The following is a 16,690-nucleotide window of genomic DNA, read 5'->3' as shown; positions in this document are numbered from 1 at the left end:
AGAACGGTGGCCCGGCTTTCTGTTTAATTTTATCAAGGCAATCTCAATACGTTTCTTGCCGCTTCCTCATCGATTTTTAGCTGTGCTACCAATGCAGGAAGACCGTCGAATTTCTGCTCCGGGCGTAGAAATTCACGGAATTTAAGCGTCAGGTGTTCGCCGTAAATGTCCTTATCGAAGTCAAAAATGTAAGTTTCGATGGTTTGATTCGTGCCAGCAACCGTTGGCCGGAAACCAATGTTAAGCATTCCTCCCAGCGTCTGCCCGGCGTAAAGCACCTCAACAGCATAGACGCCATTGGCCGGAATAAGTTTTACCGGGTCATCGACCTGCATATTGGCTGTCGGAAAGCCAATCGTGCGCCCAAGCTGCCGCCCTTTCACAATAGTCCCCGTCAAGCTGTAGGGACGGCCCAGAAACTGATTCGCCGATTGAATATTCCCCTCATTCAAAGCCGCCCGAATTTTGGACGAACTTACGCCCACGGCTTCAATATCCTGACGAGGGATTTCTTCAACCTCAAAACCATATTCGCGCTGGTGCGCCTGAATGTAGTCAAATCCACCTTCGCGGTCGCGGCCAAAGCGGTGATCGTAGCCAATGACCAGTTTTTTTGTCCCGATCTTTTCGATCAGAATCTGCCGGATGTATTCTTCAGAAGTTAACTGAGAAAATGAACGTGTAAACGGAATGACAACCAGATGATCGACGTCGGCCTGATCGAGGAGTTCGATTTTCTCGTCTAACGTCGTCAGTAACTTCAAATTAAGGCTGTCGTTGGAAACGACGGTGCGCGGATGTGGCCAGTACGTTATCAGGACCGATTCCCCGCCAATCGTTTTAGCAACCTCCGTTAGCCGGGATAAAATAGTCTGATGGCCGCGATGAACACCGTCGAAGGTGCCACTTGTCACTACGGCATTCACTATCGGTTGGATGTCGTCAAGACCCGTATGGATAATCATTCGTTAGCTATTTGTGGACGGCAGGTGTTAATAAAACTCTCGATAGTATGTGCATCGTCTACCCGAAAACCGCCAATACGCGTCCGGCGCAGGCTGCTCATATACGCTCCATTGTTGAGCAAGAGCCCTAAATCACGTACCAAACTGCGAATATACGTGCCTTTGGAACATACTATACGAAAATCAACTTCGGGGAAGCGGCTGGCCTCAATATCAAATACCGAGACGGTTACCTGCCGCGACTTGATTCCCCCTTCGACACCAGCCGCCGTTTCACCACGACGGGCCTTTTCGTAAAGCCGCTCGCCATTCACCCGAATGGCTGAGTAAATCGGAGGCACCTGCAAAATATCGCCCGTCAGTTGCCGGGCAGCTTCCTGAATTTGTTCGATTGAAATGGCCGACGTATCGAACTCCGCATCAAACGTAGTTTCGAGATCGACTGATGGCGTAGTTTTTCCTAGGACAAGCGTGCCCGTGTACTCTTTTTCCTGCGCCTGATATTGATCGATCTGCTTGGTCATCTTGCCCGTGCAGAGAATGAGCAGGCCGGTAGCCAGCGGATCGAGTGTTCCGGCATGGCCTATTTTCTTGAATTTACAGGCGTATTTGAGCTTGTTCGCTACGTCGAAAGATGTCCAGGTAAGCGGCTTATCGATCAGAATAATCTGGCCGGGATCGGGTTGTGGTATGGTTTCTTGTAACACAGAGATACACGGAGAAAAACAGAGATAACGGAGTTGGCATGACGGTGATTCAGAGGAAGCCTCTGCGAATCTTTGTTCACTTAGATGTATCTCTGTGAAATAATTTTAAAGCACGTCTAATTTCACGCCAGCGGCCATTAATCCCAGCAATAACAAACCAAGCGCGATTCGGTAGTAGCCAAACACTTTGAATCCGTAGCGCGTCAGGAAACCCACAAAGCCACGAATAGCAAGCAAGCCGACGATAAAGGCGATCACATTACCAATAAGCAAGGTCTGGTAGTCAGCGGGTTGAAGGAGCTTGTAAGTTTTAAGGAGCTTGTATCCCGACGCTGCAGCCATTGTTGGCACAGCCAGAAAAAACGAAAACTCAGCCGCCTGCGTCCGGGTTAGCCCCTGAAACATGCCGCCGATGATGGTTGCTGCCGACCGCGACACACCGGGAATCATAGCGATGCACTGAAAGAATCCGATACGTATCGCATCCGGCACGGTTACGTCCCCATCCTTCGGCTGGCGATTCACGATGCGATCAATAAACACGAGTACAATGCCCCCCAACAGAAGTGAGACAGCTACGGTGGTAATACTTTCGAGCAGTGAATCGATAAAATCGTTCAGCAGAAACCCGATAACAGCCGCCGGCAGGAAAGCAATCAGGATTTTGCTGTAAAAATCTGCCAATGGTTGAAAACGAACTGGCAATGACTTCAGGTAAGAAGGCACAACGAACGTACCGGTACGGGTGTCGGTCATGAACCGGCGATGATAGAGCACCAGGACCGATAAAATGCAACCGAATTGCACGTCGACCGTGTAAAGTTTGGTAAATTCGTTTCCGGCAATACCCGCCAGCGACGAGTAGATAATCATGTGACCCGTTGAGGAAACGGGCAGAAACTCAGTCAATCCCTCAATAATAGCTAATACGATAGCGTGAATAAGATCCATTAATTAGGTTGTAAAGGTACAAAGTCATAAAACGATCCGCCGTAGCGGCTGTAAAGTTACCAGTGGAAACCTTCACAACCGCTACGGCGGATCATTCAATACCTGTAAACTTTATAACTTTTACGCCTTGGGCTTCACAAGAATCGCAAAGAATTCGACCACAAAACCGCTCATAACCACAATAGGTCCGAGCGTGAGGCCAAGAAAGCCAAAGCCAAATTCTTCTTTATCAAGACTCATAATGAAGAATCCAGCCAGAATAATACCAATGCCAGCCAACAGTAAGATGTAGTTCTGCCGACCAAACGGCATGGCAGCCGCTGCCGCTACGTCCCGGCGGGTTGATTCCGTTACCGACGAACGGGTAGAAACCGTTTTTGGCGCTACAGGTGATGTAGCCATTGTTTTTGCGGCTGGTTCATCGCGAGTCAGCGTCGAGCCGTATTGTTTATCTTTTGCCATGTCCTTTCTGTGTTTTTAGCGGATAATTTAAACTGAATAATGATCTTTTATCGATCCTATCTCATTCACTTTCACTACCCATCATACATTATTCATTTACCTTAATAAAGCTCATCCAATGTGAGGCCCAGATACCGATTGACCGCCTGAAACGTACTGAGAAAACCAATCAGAACGCCCAATCCGATAATACCGGCCAGCAGAATAATCATCTTTTCTATACTCTGAAAAGCGGCTAACTCAGGCATGTTATGCTTGGCAACCTCCCATCCTACCAAAAGCAGCAGGACAGCGACAACGCCAGCCAGAAAGCCCTGCCACATCCCCCGGCCCAGAAATGGTCGGGTAATGAAAGCGTTCGTTGCCCCAACCAGTTGCATGCTTCGAATCAGCATTCGCTGAGAATGCAGCGCCAGACGAATGGTATTATTCATCAGCACAACAATAATCACGAGCAGAATCAGCGCAAAGGCCGACATAACAATGTAAATCTGCGTGATGTTCTGATTGATCTTGTCTACCAGATTTTCCTGATACACCACTTCAAACACGCCATCAATCTGCTCTAAATCCTGCTTTACTTCCTGCAATTTGGCTTCTTCAAAATAGGCTTCATTGAGCTTGATCCGATAGCTGTCGTGCAGTGGATTCTCCCCTAAAAACTTCGAAAAATCTTCCTTTGTTTCAGCAATAAACTCTTTAGCGGCTTCCTCTTTGGTAACCAGATTAATCTGAGGAGTCCCATTGGCTTTCAGAATGTAAGGCCGGTCGGCAATGGTTTTGTATAAAGCGTTTATCTTTTTCAGTTTAATGCCTTTATCCAGAAAAGCCCGAACCTCGTAGTTCTCCCGGATGTAGGTTACCAATCGCTTCGACTGGATAGCCAGTAACCCACAGAAACCAATTAAAAACAATGCCAGCGTTAAACTAAACAGAATGATCCCGCTGGGATACGCACCTACTTTCTTATTGTTACGAGCCATTTATGGGGTTCGTGTTATGAAACAAAAATAACCTATTCAACCACTGAATGGCCGAATTTAACAAACTTTAAGGGAAATAGGCAAACTAGCCAAGGGGTAAGGGCAGAGAGCAGGGGGATATTACGGCACAAGGAGGGTATAAAGCGGGGAATTTGTTTCCTGCATCAACAAAATTGTTTCACCTTGCCCACGCCATTTGCACTTGGTTGCTACTCCCTTAACCCTATGCCTTATGCCCACTGCCCCGTGCCACCATCACTTCCGCCGGATAACCGACTTCCACCAGGTATAACCCATTGGCCGGGGCCGCCCGACCTGCGACGGTACGGTCTCTGGCCAGAATAATCTGCTCAAATCGGTCAAGACTCATTCGCTCCTGCCCTATTTCTACCATTGTTCCCACTATAGTACGTACCATGCCCCACAGGAACCGATTGGCTTTGATATGAAACGTCAGCAAATCATCGTTTATGCGCTCCCAATAAGCAAAATCAAGCCGACAGTGAAAGTGCGTTACGTTAGCACGGGCTTTACTGAAGCTCTGGAAATTGGTATGCTGCAAGAGTATCTGGCAAGCTTCATTCATTAACGCTACGTTCAGCAGCGGCCTGAAATGATACGTTAAGCCTGTTTGAAATGCATTTTTCTGCCGGGTAATGTGGTATTGATAATAGCGGGAAACCGCCGAAAACCGGGCATGATCTTTATCACTAACGGGAAAAATGGCGTGGATGGCAATGTCGCTGGGCAAGATGCAGTTGAGCGAGTAAATAAAGGTGTCTGTCAAATTTAGTGGCTCATCTATATCGAAATGAGCAAACTGCTGCCGGGCATGGACACCCGCATCGGTGCGGCCGCTTCCCATTACGTAGATTGGCGTACCGATGCGTTGCGTTAGGGCTGCCTCAAGCGTTACCTGAACACTTACGCCATTTGCCTGCGTCTGCCAACCGTGGTATTCCGTTCCCCGGTACGATAATTCAATAAAATAACGCATACCACGCAAAAGTACCGTTTAATGATCAGTTGTCATTTCACTACGTCTTTTTTAAGAGCACAAATACACTACCTAAAAAAAATTTACGCTAAAATTTGACATTCATATACCGATCGGTATATTTGCATCATGAAATTTCAACCCCGCTCAGAAAGCACCCGTCAATTCATTATTGAACGTACCGCTGGTATTTTCAATGTGAAGGGCTATGCGGGTACGTCACTCTCAGACTTGACGGAAGCAACAAAGCTTACGAAAGGGAGTATTTACGGAAATTTCGAGAACAAGGAAGACGTAGCGCTGGCCGCTTTCGATTACAATGCTGCAAACCGCGTCAAGACGGCACGAGATAAAATTGGCACGTATTCAAGCTACAAAGACAAATTGCTGGTTTATGCCACGCTATATGGCAGTGGCGCAAGCATTACGCTACCAGAGGGCGGCTGTCCCTTATTGAACACGGGTACGGAAGCCGACGATACAAATGAACCCTTACGACAACGGGTTGCCGAGGCATTGCTGCAATGGAAAAATGACCTTGTAGACCTGATTCAACAGGGGATTACGGCTAATGAATTTCGGGCTGATGTAGATGCAAATCGGTTGGCGTTGTCCATGATAGCCTTGATTGAAGGGGGTATTTTACTTGGCAAATCCACTAAAAATTATGAATACATGAGTACCGTACTAGAGACAGTTAAGGAAATGATCAACGCTATCGAAGTGGATTAATATTTTTTTGCGCATCCATATACCGATTGGTATATGGATGCGCAAGCCAGTCAATAAATTATTGCTTTATTTTTTTATCAACTCATATACCGATCGGTATATAAAATTCAGTAAATCCCAAATGAAAAATATCATTCTCTCAGGAAGCAGCAGTGGTTTCGGATTACTCACCGCTCAGACATTAGCCAAACAAGGACACACCGTTTTCGCAACCATGCGGAATGTCAGCACAACAAATGCAGCGGCAGCGCATCAACTTCGGCAGTGGGCAGTTGACAATAACGCAGATATTCAAGTCGTAGAACTGGATGTGACCAGCGATGCATCCATTAAAACAGCCATAACCGAGATAGCAGACAAAGCAAGCGGAAAGATCGACGTACTGATTAATAACGCCGGTATTGCCGCCATTGGCCTGAATGAATCGTTTAGCTCAGAGCAGGTTAATCAAATTTTCCAGGTAAATGTAATTGGAGCCGATCGCTTGATTAAGGCGGTTCTTCCCTATATGCACCAACAGAAAAGCGGCCTACTCATTCAGTTGTCCAGTGGATTGGCCCGGCTTCATTTGCCGCATATGGGTGCTTACGTAGCCGCCAAAGCAGCCATTGATGCGCTGGCAGAAACCTATCATTATGAACTCCGGTCGTCGGGGATTGATTCAGTCATTGTTCAACCCGGAGGCTATCCCACAACCGATATTATTGCCAAGCAACTAACGCCCGCTAATTTATCGGTAGAAGCAAATTATAGCGACGATACGCTTCAGCTCAAATCTGCCGTTGCGGGCTTATTTGTACCTTCCGAAACCAGCCCTGATCCACAGGAGGTGGCTGATTTAATTGCTGACATTGTGGAAACACCCACTGGTCAACGGTCAATCTGGCATCCAATCGGCGTTGGTGCAATTCTTCCCTATGTCCAGCAGCTAAATGCGGGTACGGAGCAACTGGCCGGCGCAGTCATCAGCTCGCTAAGCCCTGAAGTCCCAGCATAATTCGAAGCCACAAACAGAAAAGCCTCACGTTCAATTGAACGTGAGGCTTTTCTGTTTCAACTCAGTGTCTTTTAGCGCGGTCCGCGGCCCTGACGTTCGCCACCAATACTGGGCCGCTGAGGTTGTGGAACAGCTTGTTGACTCTGCCCGCCACGACTCTCCGGCATCCGCTGAAAATTCCCTCCATCGCTACGTCCGCCTTGCATCGGCTGGCTATTGACTGACCCCTGCTGTTCACCCCGATCAAACGACCGGTTTGGCTGTGGTAACGAGCCGTTTGATGGCGGCATACCGGGTGAGTAATTGCCGCGAGACGTATTACCCGACGAGTTATCGCTCGGTTGCGTATTATTTGGTTGAGGACTTACCGGCGAATAGCCACCCCGATTCGGTGTAGGCGTTGTGGGTGTATTGTTGTTATTATACGCTCCACCTCGGTCCGTCGGATTGTTACCGCCATAATTACCTCGACTTGGGAGATTATTGTTCCCGTCGTAATTCCGGCTCGGTGTTGAATTACTATTATAATCCCGACCTGGCGAATTGTTATTACTGTTGTTATAGTCTCGGTTTGGCGTATTGTTGCCATTATAATCCCGATTTCCGCCACCGTAATTGCCGCGATTTGATTCACTATAACCAGAGCGGGGGGCGTTGTCAAATCGGTCATTGCGCCCGTAGTTCTGACCGTATCCCGACGACTGACCGGGCCGGTAAAAACCAACTGACCCATTGCCAACCATCGAACGACCGGGGCGATCCATTGGATCTATCCGGTATACGGGAACCGATCGGCGGGTTATCCGTTCAATGTCGCCCCGTGGTGGTCCGTACACGTAGGAACGGTTGTTGGAGCGATAAATATTATTGATAATTGTCGTATTCTGGTAAATGTTCACTACGTTAGGCCGGGGCACGCGGTAGCTGTATAAGCGCGGGCTCGTGATGTATATCTGCGGAACAAACGTCCAGTACGGCGCCGGAATGTTAATGTTCACGTTAATATTCAAACCAGGTCCCAGGGGCGCCCACCCGTAGTAGCCTCCTCCTGATCGCCAGGACACCCAGGCTGGTCCCCAGTCGCTATCTGGCACCCACGCCCACCCATACTGATTATCGAAATACCATCGACCGTAGTGAAACGGTGCCCAGCCCCAGGGATAATCGGACACCCAGGTATTCCCGAATTCCGTTACAATCCAGTGGCCATCCGTGGCATAAGGTTGAAAATCAGGTCCAACATTCGGCACCCAGACCGAACCGTAGTTGGGGCTAGGTAACCATTGTCCATACGGAGCGAGTTCGTTATAGAACGTTTGTACCGGAACACTTATACCCGGTTGAGCCGTAGCATCGCGGGCAACAAATGGACCAAATGCAAGTACTGCAATCAGACCAACCAGTTTTATTTTATTCAGACTATTCATGATGCTACGTTGTTAAGTGCTGAGCTTTTGCACTCATCGGACGTTAGACTACCTAGTTTATCAAACGTTTAACGTACTACAAAAAAAACGCCCCACTGTCTGATTCAGTGGGGCGAAAGTCTAGGCTATATGAACGTAAGCATCAGGCTTCGTTGGTGATAAACATTTTCGGTTTTGGGGCTTCGATCCCATCTTTCCCAAACTGCCTGGCAATGTTTTCGAGCATGTAATAATGGGTATCCCAAAAGTTTTCACTCTTTGTCCAGACGCGTACATCATATTCGCGCGAATTTGGATTCAGTTTGGCAATCAATACGTCGTGTTGGCGATCTTTAAGCGCATATGGGCAAGCATTGACTACCTTTTGAATGGACGCTTTCGTAGCATCCAGATCGTTCTGGCTACCAACACCATATACCTGATCTACCCGGATAACGCCTTTGGTGCTGATATTCGTAAGTGCTGAAGTTGATAACGACCCATTTGGCAGAATAATCGTCTTGTTATCCAGCGTGACCAGCGTTGTATCGAAAATACGGATTGCTTCAACATTGCCAGTAAAGCCTTGTGCCGAAATCAGATCACCCACCCTGAATGGCTTAAAGATCAGGATCAGTATTCCACCGGCAAAATTTGCCAGACTTCCCTGAAGAGCCAGCCCGACGGCCAGCCCTGCCGCTCCTATTATAGCTACAAACGAGGTCGTTTGAACCCCTAAGGTACTGGCAATGCTCAGGAGCAACAGTACACGTAGTAACCCATTCACTAACGACAAAAGAAACGGCTGCACGTCGCGATCGACATGCCGCCTAGTCATGGTTGATGTTAAAAGTTTCGAGATCCAACCAATAACCCAAAGGCCAACAAGTAGGGTGATAATAGCCAGTAATACCTTGCCGCCATAAAGCGTGGCAAAGGCTAGTACCTGGCTATAGAATAGCTCAAGTCTGGTTTGCGCCTGTTCCATAAATAAAAGGAGAGTAGTGTTTGGGGATCAGACGCTAATAAACAGAAAAGTAACCTCCTTACCGATCAGTAAACCAGCTATATTTTTACGTTTTTCTTGAGGTTACAGCCAGTTTTTACGTCGGAATATCCAGACCGTCAGCGCCGAAGATAAAATCATCATGGTCAGGGCAAAAACGTATCCATATTTCCAATGGACTTCCGGCATCTCATCGAAGTTCATCCCCCAGATACTGGCCAGTAACGTTGGGGGCAAAAATACCAGTGACACGACGGTGAAGATTTTGACGACCCGGTTCTGTTCCAGATCAATGAGACCGAGGTAGGTATTTTGCAAAAATTCCAGGCGCTCGAATATAAAATTCGTATGGTCGATCAGTGAGTTGATATCTTTGATCAACGTTCGTAAACGCTGCTGTTCAAGTTCGTTAAACCAACCATCAGAACGTATCATGGCCGATATAACCCGTTGTTTATCAACCACATTTTCCCGAATGGACATCGTCAATTCCTGATAGTCGTTTATGTTCAGGAGCATTTCGCGGTCAAGATTGGCATCCAGATCGAGCATCCGGTTGATCGCCTTAATTTCGCCGGACACCATTTCAATCAAATCGGCATCCGAATCGATTCTGGACTCGAAGATAGAAATTAGAATTTGTGCGCCGTCATTAAACAAGGCCCGACGCGACTTGATACGCTTTACGGTATCCGCGAAAGCTTTTAGATCGGCATTTCGATACGTAAACAACGTATCATCTTTGAGCAAAAAACTGACTGGAACCGTTACGTATCGATGTTCGGTGTCGGGCACAAGAAAGTTAGAGTTGGCGATCATAAAATCGTCCTCCTCAATATAGCGCGAGCTACTTTCAATTTCTAACTGCTCCTGCTGGCTCAGAAAATCAACGTCAAACTTTTCTTCCACCCGCTTGATTTCGGTAGCCGTCGGGTTTTGCAGGTCGACCCATAATGTCCGTTCAGTATTAGAGAAGGAGTCAATATCGCGGATTTTGCGGACAGAAGTAGCGTCTTGCTGAAAAATGCGAATCATAAAGTCGAGAGTGGAATATCCGGCGGCAAAGTTCGCAGAAAACGATCGAACTGTTGGTTATCGCTACGTTATTTCCCCACTGACATTGGAATTAACTACGAACAACGATTAGTTGATCAAGAAAATGTTGCACTTCATCGGACCGTTGGGTGCCAATAGTGATACGTTGATTAGCGTCAAAAAGCACGCGTATCCCCTTATCTCCCGCAACATTATAAATCCAGCCTTCAAATCCCCAGCGAATCCCATAGCCAACATAACTATACTGAACGACAGAGGTGGATTGAATAACCCGCCAGGGAATTGTCCGCCAGGGGAAAATCGGAAAAATACGGTAATGAATACCTTCCGAATCCAACTGGGTATCCAATTGCCAGGCGTAAAGTAGTCCCACAATCAACAGCAACGGCATCGTACTGAACCAGGCTATTGGTTGGTTCCACGCATCAATAGTGGACAATGATCCTAAAAAAATGAGCACGCTAAAACCCATGATGAGCCACACCCACCCCTGGCGAAAACGTTGTGTTTCTGTGAAGGTTTCCATTTTTGTTCTATATATATTCCTACGTTTTTTGCTTCTTCTTCTTAGCCGCGGGAAACAGGATGTTATTGAGAATCAGACGATAACCGGCTGAGTTAGGGTGTAAATTGAGATCGGTAGGCTCCTCTCCTATTTCGTGACGATAATCCTCGGGATCATGCCCACCATAGAAAGTAAAAAAGCCCCGGCCGTAGGGCGAATGGATGTATCGAGCCTCACCCGCTGCGCGATTTTCGGCCATAATTACGACTTCGGGTTTAATATAGTTTTTCTTGAAAGCCGTTGTTTGACCCATAAATCCCTTGATGACGTTCAGGTGGTTCTGCGTCAGCATGGTTGGAATGGGATCGTATTTTGCCGAGAACTGAAACAGCGTAAAATAGTCGTTATGTTCGCTCAGACCGCGTTCTTCGGGCTGGTTGTCAATATTCGAGAATTCAATCAGATACGGATTCGTGTAAACCTGAAAGTTTCGAAACGCAAACGTCTGGCTGTAATCCAGCTTACTATTGGCGCTTGGATCAGCAGGATCGCCGTCGTAAAACGTATCCACAATATCCGTATTGTGAGCCGACAGAGCGATGTCATACGTATCAGTAGCATTGCACATGGCGAACAGATAACCGCCACCCAACACAAAATCACGGATCTTTTGCGCTACTGCCAGTTTCAACTGCGGGACTTTGGTGAGGCCGAATTTGCGGGTGATCGACTCGGCTTCATTTTTTTGAGCGATATACCAGGGCTGATCTTTGAAGTGAAAAAACTTACCATATTGCCCCGTAAAATCCTCGTGGTGCAGGTGGAGCCAGTCGTATTCGGGCAGTTTACCGTTCATCACTTCTTCATCGAAAACAACATCGTAAGGGATTTCGGCATAGGTCATCACCATCGTTACTGCATCATCCCAGGGCTGTTTCGTTTTAGGAGAATAGACGGCCACTTTCGGTGGTTTCTGTAGTTTCACCGCATCCATATTGGCATCGGCAGCCGCCACTTCACTTAAAATTTGCGCTGACTGCGCATCCGAAATAACTTCGTAGCTAACACCCCGGATCACCATTTCGTTGATGAACGTCTGGCTTTGCGGCATCATGAACGAACCACCGCGATAATTGAGTAACCAATCGATCTCTGTGTCATGGGTTTTCAGTACCCAATACGCTATGCCATAGGCTTTAAGGTGATTCTTCTGGGAGTCGTCCATAGGAATCAAAATTTTAGATGCCAAAGCCTGGCCCGTCAGGACCAGAATTAGGATAAGCGGTAACAGTAGCCGTTTCATTGGTTTCCCCGTTAAGAATGCTCTTGGTAGTTTTGTCATAACGAAATATACACAAATATTGTGCAAAAAAAAGCATGGGGCATAGGGCTAAAGGGCATAGGTTTTTTATTCCCCAAGCTTCACGCCCTTTGCCTCATGCTCCCTGCTCATGAACTTCATCGAAAATATCCGCGAAGGTCTTCGCTCAATTGCGGGGAACCGCCTGCGTACCATCCTGACTTCGCTTATCATTGCCATTGGCATTACATCGCTGGTTGGTATCCTGACGGCCATTGACGGTATTCAGAGTTCGGTTGACAGTAGTTTTGCCGGACTGGGTGCCAATACGTTCAGCATTGTAGCCCGACAAGATGCCTTTCGTCGAGGTGGCCGGGTGCAGAAGCAGGACGCACCCATTGATTATTTCGATGCTACACAGTTCAAACGGCGTTTTCAGTATGGGGCTACCATCTCCGTTTCATCCGTCGTGACAGGAGCAGCCCAGGCTAAATTTGGTTCTAAAAAAACGAACCCCAATATCCAGCTTACGGGGGGCGACGATACGTATCTGGCCGTGAAAGGATTCACGCTTCAGAGCGGTCGTAACCTGACCCCTAATGACTTAACGTATGCGCTCAATGTGGCTATAATTGGCAGCGAAGTAGCCAATACGCTATTCGAAGGAAAATTAAACCCGCTCAACCAGGTAATCCGGGTGTCCGGTACGCAGTACAAAATTGTGGGTTTATTAGCCAAGAAAGGCGGTTTTTCGGGTGGCGGTGATGATCGTATGATTCTTATTCCTTTGAACAACGCACGTGCCCTGGCCGGAACTCAGAAACTTTCGTTCGATATCACTACGTCTGTGCCATCGGTTTCTGATCAGGACGAAGCTGTCGACGAAGCGCGTGGGGTTATGCGCCAGGTGCGCCACGATCAACTTGGACAACCTGATTCATTTGATGTAGAGCGTGCCGACGAACTGGCGAAGGAAACGGCTAATATCACGGGGTATTTACGCATGGGCGGCTTTGGAATTGGATTCATTACGTTACTGGGCGCTTCCATTGCCTTGCTGAACATCATGCTGGTATCCGTCACAGAGCGAACGCGGGAGATTGGTATCCGTAAATCACTCGGCGCTACTCCCAAACGTATCCGCGAACAGTTTCTGATCGAGGCCATTGTCATTTGCATCCTTGGCGGTTTAGGCGGTGTACTATTGGGCTTAGGGATAGGCAATTTAATTTCGGGGGTTGTCAGCCAGGGCAAGGGCGGTTTTGTAGTTCCCTGGACCTGGATGGGCTTGGGTATTCTCGTTTGTGTATCGGTAGGACTCTTTGCGGGTATTTATCCAGCCGTTCGTGCATCGAAACTTGATCCTATTGAAGCCTTGCGTTATGAGTAAATGGACTGGAAAGTGTAGAATACAGTGTATGGAGTAAGAATAAATTTCTAAATTAGTCCTTGTACATTATTCATTAATCCTTACTTTTGCACCCACGTTTGACAAACGCATCTCTGGAAACAGAGACGATTCTGTCGCCGGGATGGCGGAATCGGTAGACGCGATGGTCTCAAACACCATTGTCTGCAAGGACATGCCGGTTCGAGTCCGGCTCCCGGTACAAAAACAACACCTAACTAACTCAAATGTAGATAGTTAGGTGTTTGTTGTTTTAGGTAGTGTACGGATTCGCAAAAAATTATCAAACAAACTAATCTTGTTGCCTGAACGGTTTTACTGGTCATACGCCATTAATCCATTTTGATTTAAATGCTCAAGCTCGTCTAATCTTCCATTTTACCTTTTTTGGAAATGTATGGTATGACTTATTGACAAAACCGATAAAAGGTAGATTACATTAACCCAAATTTGATTGGCGGTTAAGGGACGGATGTTCAGGAATTTTCTTATCTATAATTTTAAAATCTGACTCCATTTTTGACTCCAAATTTTAGATACAGATAGCTCTGAAGCGATCATTAATCATTTTGCAAAATGTATAGTGTAAGGTATTAATAAAAGAGACTAAAGGTGCCTTATTTCGCAAGTTATAGTTGTGGCAAAGGCAACGCTCTACATAAGGGTTTGCCACCTGCCACCAATAAGCATTTAGTAACAAAACGAGTTGTCATCCATTGAGATAACTCGAATTAAGTCGTATTCCACGACTCGCAGAATGCAAATTAATCCGATCACCAAGGCTGGCAAATGGCTACGTACTGGCAGAAACTCTATAAAAAAGCATCGACAGAACGTTGGCTAGGCGCAGCAGGTGGGCTGTATCTGAAGGCTAAAAGGGTTGTAGATTTAGGTTAGGATAAGGAAGCGCAAACACTCATATTATTGATCTGAGTTTTTTTATCTCTCCATTATGACAATCATGTGCTCCCGGCAAATAAGTAGTTTCAGTGAATGGATATGATCTATACCCGGCCCCTTTGTATGTTTATTGATTTTGATATGGGCGATGGAGGGGGGCGGGGCTGGCATGTTATTTTATGTTATGTAGTACAAAGAAATTATCCCATATAGCAATCGCATCATTAATCATAGTATCAAGGGTCACAATAAAATTACCATCCTTGTCTGTTATTTCAGCCTCAACCTCAGCTTTGACTACAGTGTTTCCGACAGGATTAACTGTTTGGCCAACTAAATCAAAAGCTATTCCAGAGTCAGCACCAGACCCGAATGTAAATTTTACATAGGAATGTACGTTTCTATATTGAGGACTTCTATGAGATCTCTCCTCATTAGTTAATGGATAAATATGCTTTTGCTGGTTATCAAGATCTGTAATTAATTGTAAAGATAAATTATTGTTAATTTCATCTTCTGCCAACTTAGGGCTTAGGTCCATAGAACTCATTTTTCTCTTAATGCAATCTTTCATGTCGGCTATAGCTCCAACAGCATTAAGTATTTTTGTCTCATCTGTTAGATCATCAGTTGACCCAAAGCTAATATTTAGAGCATTAGGCGCCCACTTAATTTTTCTCTCAAAATTCGGCGTAGACAGTTCACCGATGTTTATATAAGCTCTTTTAATTTTTTTAGTTAAGTCATTGAAATCCATTGAACTCGTTGTTTAAATTCAATAGCAATATAATGTACATAAAGCCATAAAATGGCTTTACTATTTTAAATGTGGCCTCTTTATAATCGCCACTTCATAATACCATTCGGACTGCTGCCCCATTAGAATCGTATTCAACCAGCCCCATCATATGATGAAACATGTAGTGCTCGTGATAGCCGATCACGGCCACCCCGTTCTGTTCCGCTACGTACTGGTAAATGGGATGTTGTCGTTTCAGCGCCAACAACACCAGACCGCGCAGGGTGGGATTGGGGGGGTAAGGCCTGCTGGTCATTGGGGATGGCAACCAACAGCCTAACCTCCCTTAACTTTATTTCACTACCATGGTCGCAAACTGTAGCCAGAAAAGACATTGCGACTTTTGGATCATGACGGGCTGATCGAGCGATAATTCGGAATTTTTGAGAGTGATCACTACGTCGTTCATAAGTCTTCTGTGTCTTCAATGCCGCGCTTATCGTCCCAATCTTCATAATATTATCACGGAAATCAGGAGCGTTTTCGCATTCCTCGTCGTCGTCGTCTATAGTTGTCATAAGTTGTTCAGTTTTGATACGCTTTTTTCCATTTCTGATACGCGTTTACGGGGTTTTGGCTCAGTTTTGATCTACATTTCGTAATCTTGTGCGATGCGAATCCTATATGTTGTCATACTGCTCGTTGCTGCCCTGGTTCTCTATTTAAGCTGGATACCTGATCCAAAGCTGGTAAAAGTGACGTTTATTCCAGCCTGGATTAGTCGCTGGGCCGATGAGGAAATCTTTGAGGATATTCGTACCGGCGTTCCCTTACTTATTCTTGGTTTTTGCGTGGGGCTGTTACCCATCGTTGGCCCTTCAGAGAACATTTCGCGCTGGGCCATTACGTGGCTCCTGCTAACGGCATTGGTTATTCTGGCCGAACTTGGTCAGCTGTTTTTACCAAATCGAGCTTTCAGCTTGGCGGATATTGGCTGGGGGTCGGGTGGTGGCCTACTAGGCCTAACGTTAGCCGCTATCGCCAAAGACAATATTCCCCGCTTTTTTAAACCAACCAAAAAGGTGTAACTCCGCCTAAACTTGGTTTTCCCATTATTGGGAAATCTTACGAAGCAACCTCCCAATTACTACCGCCCTCCGACCAGAGTCGAATTGCACCAACATACTCCCATTTTTACCTCGAATACATTTGCCGTTTTTCTGCAATACAGCCGCACAGTCCTGACCTTTCAACGTAGGATCGGTGATGCGATCGCCGAGGTAGGTGTAACGTTTCATATTATGAGTACAGTAATTATATAACAATCCTAAAAATTTAATAAAAAGGTGACTTTGGTCGGACTTTTGAGTCTAATTTGAAAATACTGTTACTATACTGTTGCCCGTACTATCCACACACTTCGAAAGCCCTGGCCTATAGCTTGGGCTTTTGTATTTCATTAGCGCACTATTTAAAGAATAATAAATTATCTCAATGGTGGACTGTAGTACGCATGGGTTAGTAATAAATCTACCCATATACGTTGAATGCGGTCAGGTCGCTTCGACTTCGAAGC

Annotated in this window: 18 protein-coding genes and 1 tRNA gene; 6 read left to right on the top strand and 13 right to left on the bottom strand. The window is 46.3% G+C overall.

Going from position 1 to position 16,690, the window contains the following annotated elements:
• Nucleotides 1-32: 32 nt before the first annotated feature.
• From BM202_RS20710 to truA, 6 genes are all read right to left on the bottom strand, one after another.
• Nucleotides 33-965: a bifunctional riboflavin kinase/FAD synthetase gene (locus BM202_RS20710; RefSeq protein WP_093829637.1), complete on the bottom strand. Its 933-nt coding sequence runs from the start codon at nucleotides 963-965 to the stop codon at nucleotides 33-35.
• A complete protein-coding gene (gene truB, locus BM202_RS20705; RefSeq protein WP_093829635.1) occupies nucleotides 962-1,672 on the bottom strand; it encodes a tRNA pseudouridine(55) synthase TruB in 711 nt (236 codons plus the stop codon). Before truB ends, BM202_RS20710 begins: the two co-directional genes overlap by 4 nt.
• A 105-nt stretch (nucleotides 1,673-1,777) precedes the next feature.
• Nucleotides 1,778-2,623: an undecaprenyl-diphosphate phosphatase gene (locus BM202_RS20700; protein ID WP_093829633.1), complete on the bottom strand. Its 846-nt coding sequence runs from the start codon at nucleotides 2,621-2,623 to the stop codon at nucleotides 1,778-1,780.
• 120 nt (nucleotides 2,624-2,743) lie between these two features.
• On the bottom strand, nucleotides 2,744-3,085 hold the full coding sequence (locus tag BM202_RS20695) for a DUF3098 domain-containing protein (RefSeq protein WP_093829631.1): 342 nt from the start codon (nucleotides 3,083-3,085) through the stop codon (nucleotides 2,744-2,746).
• Between the two features lie 101 nt (nucleotides 3,086-3,186).
• Nucleotides 3,187-4,068, bottom strand: coding sequence for a cell division protein FtsX (locus tag BM202_RS20690; RefSeq protein ID WP_093829629.1), 882 nt, complete (start codon nucleotides 4,066-4,068; stop codon nucleotides 3,187-3,189).
• A 223-nt stretch (nucleotides 4,069-4,291) separates the two neighbouring features.
• Nucleotides 4,292-5,065, bottom strand: coding sequence for a tRNA pseudouridine(38-40) synthase TruA (gene truA, locus BM202_RS20685; protein WP_093829627.1), 774 nt, complete (start codon nucleotides 5,063-5,065; stop codon nucleotides 4,292-4,294).
• A gap of 129 nt (nucleotides 5,066-5,194) precedes the next feature.
• Between truA and BM202_RS20680 the strand changes: the two genes are divergently transcribed.
• Together BM202_RS20680 and BM202_RS20675 are read left to right on the top strand one after the other, a co-directional pair.
• Entirely contained in the window at nucleotides 5,195-5,797 is a 603-nt protein-coding gene (locus tag BM202_RS20680; protein ID WP_093829625.1) for a TetR/AcrR family transcriptional regulator, read from the top strand.
• A 121-nt stretch (nucleotides 5,798-5,918) separates the two neighbouring features.
• Nucleotides 5,919-6,794: an SDR family NAD(P)-dependent oxidoreductase gene (locus BM202_RS20675; protein ID WP_093829770.1), complete on the top strand. Its 876-nt coding sequence runs from the start codon at nucleotides 5,919-5,921 to the stop codon at nucleotides 6,792-6,794.
• Nucleotides 6,795-6,865: 71 nt separating this feature from the next.
• Here the strand turns inward: BM202_RS20675 and BM202_RS20670 are convergent, their stop codons facing one another.
• From BM202_RS20670 to BM202_RS20650, 5 genes are all read right to left on the bottom strand, one after another.
• Nucleotides 6,866-8,221 (bottom strand): DUF6600 domain-containing protein, encoded by a 1,356-nt coding sequence (locus BM202_RS20670; protein WP_093829624.1) that lies wholly within the window; start codon nucleotides 8,219-8,221, stop codon nucleotides 6,866-6,868.
• Nucleotides 8,222-8,363: 142 nt separating this feature from the next.
• A complete protein-coding gene (locus BM202_RS20665) occupies nucleotides 8,364-9,188 on the bottom strand; it encodes a mechanosensitive ion channel family protein (protein WP_093829622.1) in 825 nt (274 codons plus the stop codon).
• Nucleotides 9,189-9,290: 102 nt separating this feature from the next.
• A complete protein-coding gene (corA, locus tag BM202_RS20660; RefSeq protein WP_093829620.1) occupies nucleotides 9,291-10,241 on the bottom strand; it encodes a magnesium/cobalt transporter CorA in 951 nt (316 codons plus the stop codon).
• 91 nt (nucleotides 10,242-10,332) lie between these two features.
• The gene (locus BM202_RS20655; protein ID WP_093829618.1) at nucleotides 10,333-10,788 is read right to left on the bottom strand and encodes a hypothetical protein; all 456 of its coding nucleotides are present in this window, start codon (nucleotides 10,786-10,788) and stop codon (nucleotides 10,333-10,335) included.
• Nucleotides 10,789-10,807: 19 nt separating this feature from the next.
• Nucleotides 10,808-12,070: an asparagine synthetase B gene (locus BM202_RS20650; protein WP_093829616.1), complete on the bottom strand. Its 1,263-nt coding sequence runs from the start codon at nucleotides 12,068-12,070 to the stop codon at nucleotides 10,808-10,810.
• A 148-nt stretch (nucleotides 12,071-12,218) separates the two neighbouring features.
• Between BM202_RS20650 and BM202_RS20645 the strand changes: the two genes are divergently transcribed.
• Entirely contained in the window at nucleotides 12,219-13,457 is a 1,239-nt protein-coding gene (locus BM202_RS20645; RefSeq protein WP_093829614.1) for an ABC transporter permease, read from the top strand.
• Nucleotides 13,458-13,593: 136 nt separating this feature from the next.
• A tRNA-Leu gene (locus BM202_RS20640) sits at nucleotides 13,594-13,677 on the top strand.
• 870 nt (nucleotides 13,678-14,547) lie between these two features.
• Here BM202_RS20640 and BM202_RS20635 read toward each other — a convergent pair.
• Nucleotides 14,548-15,132: a hypothetical protein gene (locus BM202_RS20635; protein ID WP_093829612.1), complete on the bottom strand. Its 585-nt coding sequence runs from the start codon at nucleotides 15,130-15,132 to the stop codon at nucleotides 14,548-14,550.
• Nucleotides 15,133-15,283: 151 nt separating this feature from the next.
• Between BM202_RS20635 and BM202_RS37325 the strand changes: the two genes are divergently transcribed.
• A complete protein-coding gene (locus BM202_RS37325) occupies nucleotides 15,284-15,454 on the top strand; it encodes a hypothetical protein (RefSeq protein WP_177236638.1) in 171 nt (56 codons plus the stop codon).
• 331 nt (nucleotides 15,455-15,785) lie between these two features.
• A complete protein-coding gene (locus BM202_RS20625; protein ID WP_093829608.1) occupies nucleotides 15,786-16,202 on the top strand; it encodes a VanZ family protein in 417 nt (138 codons plus the stop codon).
• Nucleotides 16,203-16,226: 24 nt separating this feature from the next.
• Here BM202_RS20625 and BM202_RS36705 read toward each other — a convergent pair whose 3' ends face one another.
• Nucleotides 16,227-16,412 (bottom strand): hypothetical protein, encoded by a 186-nt coding sequence (locus BM202_RS36705; RefSeq protein ID WP_143100721.1) that lies wholly within the window; start codon nucleotides 16,410-16,412, stop codon nucleotides 16,227-16,229.
• Nucleotides 16,413-16,690: the final 278 nt, after the last annotated feature.

Source organism: Spirosoma endophyticum (genome assembly GCF_900112365.1).
GTDB lineage: Bacteria > Bacteroidota > Bacteroidia > Cytophagales > Spirosomataceae > Spirosoma > Spirosoma endophyticum.
This window is presented reverse-complemented; position numbering and strand designations above follow the sequence as displayed.

Coding starts and splice junctions, on each gene's coding strand:
- BM202_RS20700 (WP_093829633.1), bottom strand. CDS start 2,623: ATGGATCTTATTCACGCTATCGTATTAGCTATTATTGAGGGATTGACT.
- BM202_RS20710 (WP_093829637.1), bottom strand. CDS start 965: ATGATTATCCATACGGGTCTTGACGACATCCAACCGATAGTGAATGCC.
- BM202_RS20655 (WP_093829618.1), bottom strand. CDS start 10,788: ATGGAAACCTTCACAGAAACACAACGTTTTCGCCAGGGGTGGGTGTGG.
- truA (WP_093829627.1), bottom strand. CDS start 5,065: ATGCGTTATTTTATTGAATTATCGTACCGGGGAACGGAATACCACGGT.
- corA (WP_093829620.1), bottom strand. CDS start 10,241: ATGATTCGCATTTTTCAGCAAGACGCTACTTCTGTCCGCAAAATCCGC.
- BM202_RS20690 (WP_093829629.1), bottom strand. CDS start 4,068: ATGGCTCGTAACAATAAGAAAGTAGGTGCGTATCCCAGCGGGATCATT.
- BM202_RS20665 (WP_093829622.1), bottom strand. CDS start 9,188: ATGGAACAGGCGCAAACCAGACTTGAGCTATTCTATAGCCAGGTACTA.
- BM202_RS20650 (WP_093829616.1), bottom strand. CDS start 12,070: ATGAAACGGCTACTGTTACCGCTTATCCTAATTCTGGTCCTGACGGGC.
- BM202_RS36705 (WP_143100721.1), bottom strand. CDS start 16,412: ATGAAACGTTACACCTACCTCGGCGATCGCATCACCGATCCTACGTTG.
- BM202_RS20625 (WP_093829608.1), top strand. CDS start 15,786: ATGCGAATCCTATATGTTGTCATACTGCTCGTTGCTGCCCTGGTTCTC.
- BM202_RS20645 (WP_093829614.1), top strand. CDS start 12,219: ATGAACTTCATCGAAAATATCCGCGAAGGTCTTCGCTCAATTGCGGGG.
- BM202_RS20635 (WP_093829612.1), bottom strand. CDS start 15,132: ATGGATTTCAATGACTTAACTAAAAAAATTAAAAGAGCTTATATAAAC.
- BM202_RS20670 (WP_093829624.1), bottom strand. CDS start 8,221: ATGAATAGTCTGAATAAAATAAAACTGGTTGGTCTGATTGCAGTACTT.
- BM202_RS20675 (WP_093829770.1), top strand. CDS start 5,919: ATGAAAAATATCATTCTCTCAGGAAGCAGCAGTGGTTTCGGATTACTC.
- BM202_RS20680 (WP_093829625.1), top strand. CDS start 5,195: ATGAAATTTCAACCCCGCTCAGAAAGCACCCGTCAATTCATTATTGAA.
- BM202_RS20695 (WP_093829631.1), bottom strand. CDS start 3,085: ATGGCAAAAGATAAACAATACGGCTCGACGCTGACTCGCGATGAACCA.
- BM202_RS37325 (WP_177236638.1), top strand. CDS start 15,284: ATGATGAAACATGTAGTGCTCGTGATAGCCGATCACGGCCACCCCGTT.